Origin of the sequence: Mycobacterium sp., assembly GCF_035603715.1 — a bacterium.
Classification (GTDB): domain Bacteria; phylum Actinomycetota; class Actinomycetes; order Mycobacteriales; family Mycobacteriaceae; genus Mycobacterium.
This window is the reverse complement of record NZ_DATNJW010000032.1, coordinates 1-3,613: the sequence shown is the minus strand read 5'-3', so window position 1 is coordinate 3,613 and position 3,613 is coordinate 1. Positions and strand designations below refer to the sequence as shown.

Genomic DNA, 3,613 nt, shown 5'->3' with positions numbered 1-3,613 from the left:
CCCGCCTCTCCACGACATGCACCGCAAACTGCTGGCCCGCATGTTCACGCCACGCAAGATCAGCGACTTCGAACCCAAGATCCGCGAATTCTGTGCTCACAGTTTGGATCCCGTTGCCAGCGGCGACAGTTTCGACTTCGTCGGCGACCTCGGTGCGCAGATGCCGATGCGGGTGATCGGCATGCTGCTCGGCATTCCCGATGAATACCAAGAAGCCGCAAGGGATTTGACGAACGATCAGATGCGCACCGAGGCTGGTAAGCCGATGAAAGCGGCGGCCGAGGGCATGAACACCGGCGAGTTCTTTGCCGAATTCATCGACTGGCGTGCTGAGCATCCCTCCGACGACATCATGACCGATCTGCTGAATGTCGAGTTCACCGACGAGAAGGGCGTCACGCGGCGACTGACCCGCGAGGAGCTACTCACCTACATCAGCGTGGTTTCCGGCGCCGGCAACGAGACGACGACCCGGCTGATCGGCTGGGCCGGCAAGGTGCTCGCCGAACATCCCGACCAGCGGCGCGAACTGGCCGCGAACCCCGCCCTCATCCCCGGGGCCATCGAAGAACTTCTGCGCTTCGAACCGCCCGCTCCACACGTGGCGCGCTACGTGACCCGCGACATCACCTACTACGGGCAGACGGTGCCAGAGGGCAGCGCGATGATGATGCTCATCGGCTCCGCGAACCGGGACCACCGCCAATTCCCGCCGGACGGCGATGTTTTCGACATTCACCGCGAGCCGCGCCAGCATCTGTCCTTCAGCGTCGGTACCCACTATTGCCTGGGCTCGGCGTTGGCCCGGCTGGAGGGGCGGATCGCGCTCGAGGAGATCTTGAAGCGCTTCCCCGAATGGCAAGTCGACCTCAACCGTGCTGCGTTGTCTCCGACGTCCACCGTGCGTGGATGGGACACGATGCCGGCAGTCATCGGTTGAGTAATCACAAGTAATGAAATGAGGAAATGATGGCGGGTCGAGTCGAAGGCAAGGTCGCATTCATCACCGGTGCGGCCCGCGGTCAAGGCCGCGCGCATGCGGTGCGGTTGGCCCAAGAAGGCGCCGACATCATCGCAGTGGACATCTGCAAGAAGATCGACACCGTGGATCTGATCGCGGCCTCCACGCCCGAGGATCTGGCCGAGACCGCGGACCTGGTCAAGGGCCACAACCGTCGGATCTACACCGCCGAGGTCGATGTCCGTGACTACGACGCACTCAAGGCCGCGGTCGACACCGGTGTCGAGCAGCTCGGCAAGCTCGACATCATCGTCGCCAACGCCGGCATCGGCAATGGTGGCCAGACGCTGGACAAGACCAGCGAAAAAGACTGGACCGCCATGATCGACATCAACCTCGGCGGCGTGTGGAAGACCGTGAAAGCCGGTGTGCCCCATATCCTCGCGGGCGGCAACGGCGGCTCGATCATCCTCACCAGCTCGGTCGGCGGACTCAAGGCCTACCCGCACACCGGTCACTACGTCGCCGCCAAGCACGGTGTAGTCGGTTTGATGCGCACCTTTGCCGTCGAGCTCGGCGCGCAGAACATCCGCGTCAACTCTGTGCACCCGACCAACGTCAATACTCCGCTGTTCATGAACGACGGCACGATGAAGCTGTTCCGCCCCGATCTGGAGCATCCAGGCCCCGACGACATGAAGGTCGTCGGCCAGCTGATGCACACCCTGCCGATCGGCTGGGTCGAGCCCGAGGACATCGCCAACGCGGTGCTGTTCCTGGCGTCCGACGAGGCGCGTTACGTCACCGGCGTCACGCTACCGATCGACGGCGGCAGCTGCCTGAAATAGCCTTCCGCCGTGACGCTTTCGGAATTGTCCATACCCGCCGGCTGGGACGAGATCACCCCGGCCTGGATGACCGACGCCGTCCGTCGGCATCATCCCGATGCGGTGGTCAGCGACGTCGAGGTGGTACTGCGTGATGACGGTACCAACCGGCGGGCCCGACTCGGGCTGAGCTACTCGGCCGGAACCGGACCGGCCACCGTGTTCGCCAAGGCGGTCGATCCGGCGCACGCCGAACTCGTCGCGCTCACCAGTGGACTGTTTCACGAGCCACGGCTCTTCAACGCGGGAGTCGTTCTCCCGCTTGATCATCCGGTTGTCTACACCGCGATCATCGACGAGGACGCGTCCGACTTCCTGATGATCATGGAAGATGTCGTCGCACGCGGCGCCGATCCACGCGACTCGACGCGGCCGATGACCGTCGATCAGGTAGCCAGCGGCGTCCGCGGTTTGGCGAAACTACACAGCGAGTATTGGGGTGATCGGATCACCAGCGATCCGGCGCTCAGCTGGGTCGAGCCGTTCGTCGCGTTCGCCGGACTGGAATATGCGCCGCTCGAGATCGCCTATGAACGACTGGGCGATTCCGTTCCCACCGAGATTCCGGCGATGACGGGTACTGACCTGTTCGTTGATATCTGGGCCCGCTATATCGGCACCCTGACCGAGGCGCCGCAGACGCTGCTGCACGGCGACCCGCACATCGGCAATACCTATGTGCTCCCGGACGACACCGTCGGATTCCTCGACTGGCAGATGGTGCGGCGCGGCAACTTCGCGCTGGACCTCGGTTACTTCTTGCAGGGAGCGCTGACGATTGACGATCGTCGTCGCAGCGAGCGCGACCTCATCGAGGAATACCGCGGGGCGCTTTCGTTGCCGGCCGACGAGATGCCGAGCGCCGACGAAGTATGGCTGCGGTATCGGGCGTCGGTCGCTCATGGGTTGGCGATCTGGATGGCCACGCTCAGCGGCGGCGATGCGTGGCAAGGTGCCGAGATCTGCCTGGCTCTGGCACAGCGTTACGCGGCGGCATTCGTCGACCTCGACACCCGCGGCGCGCTGGACGCCATCACCCGCTGACCGGGCCCGCCGCCGCGCGCCCAGGCCAATCGGCTACCGTCGCGCCATGAACGGATATGAAGGCAAAGGCGCCGTCATCACCGGCGGCGCAAACGGTATCGGTTTCGCGACCGCGACCGAGTTCGCAAGGCGGGGAGCGCGTGTCGTGCTCGCTGACGTCGATAAGCCGTCGCTGGAGCAGGCGGTCGCGCACATGCGGGCCCAGGGATTCGACGCGCACGCCGTGATGTGCGATGTCAGGTATCTCAAGGAGATGATTCACCTCACCGATGAGGCATTTCGTCTGCTCGGGCAGGTCGACGTGGTCTTCAGCAATGCCGGCATCGTGGTCGCAGGCCCGATCGCGCAGATGACGCACGACGACTGGCGCTGGGTGATCGACATCGACCTGTGGGGCTCGATCCATGCCGTCGAGGCTTTCCTGCCCAGGTTGCTCGAGCAGGGCACCGGCGGCCACGTCGCCTTCACCGCGTCGTTCGCTGGCCTGATGCCCAACGTCGGCCTCGGCGCCTACAGCGTCGCGAAATACGGCGTCGTGGGGCTGGCCGAGAACCTGGCCCGCGAGGTCAAAGACAACGGGATCGGGGTATCGGTGCTCTGCCCGATGGTCGTCGAGACCAAGCTGTTGTCGAACTCCGAACGAATCATGGGCGCCGATTACGGCCTGTCCGCGACGAGCGCGCCCACGCAGCCGGACACACTGAACGTCGACGAGGTGGCC

Annotated in this window: 4 protein-coding genes; all 4 read left to right on the top strand. The window is 64.5% G+C overall.

The annotated features are described in order from the left end of the window. Nucleotides 1-940: cytochrome P450 (locus VN856_RS01115; RefSeq protein WP_325685302.1), on the top strand; the 940-nt coding region annotated here is incomplete at its 5' end. 29 nt (nucleotides 941-969) lie between these two features. Beyond that, complete coding sequence (locus VN856_RS01110; protein ID WP_325685300.1) at nucleotides 970-1,809, top strand: mycofactocin-coupled SDR family oxidoreductase; 840 nt, start codon at nucleotides 970-972, stop codon at nucleotides 1,807-1,809. 9 nt (nucleotides 1,810-1,818) lie between these two features. Continuing rightward, nucleotides 1,819-2,892, top strand: a complete 1,074-nt coding sequence (locus VN856_RS01105; protein ID WP_325685298.1) for a phosphotransferase — start codon at nucleotides 1,819-1,821, stop codon at nucleotides 2,890-2,892. A 46-nt stretch (nucleotides 2,893-2,938) separates the two neighbouring features. Then, the coding region (locus VN856_RS01100; protein WP_325685296.1) for an SDR family NAD(P)-dependent oxidoreductase at nucleotides 2,939-3,613 on the top strand (675 nt) is incomplete at its 3' end.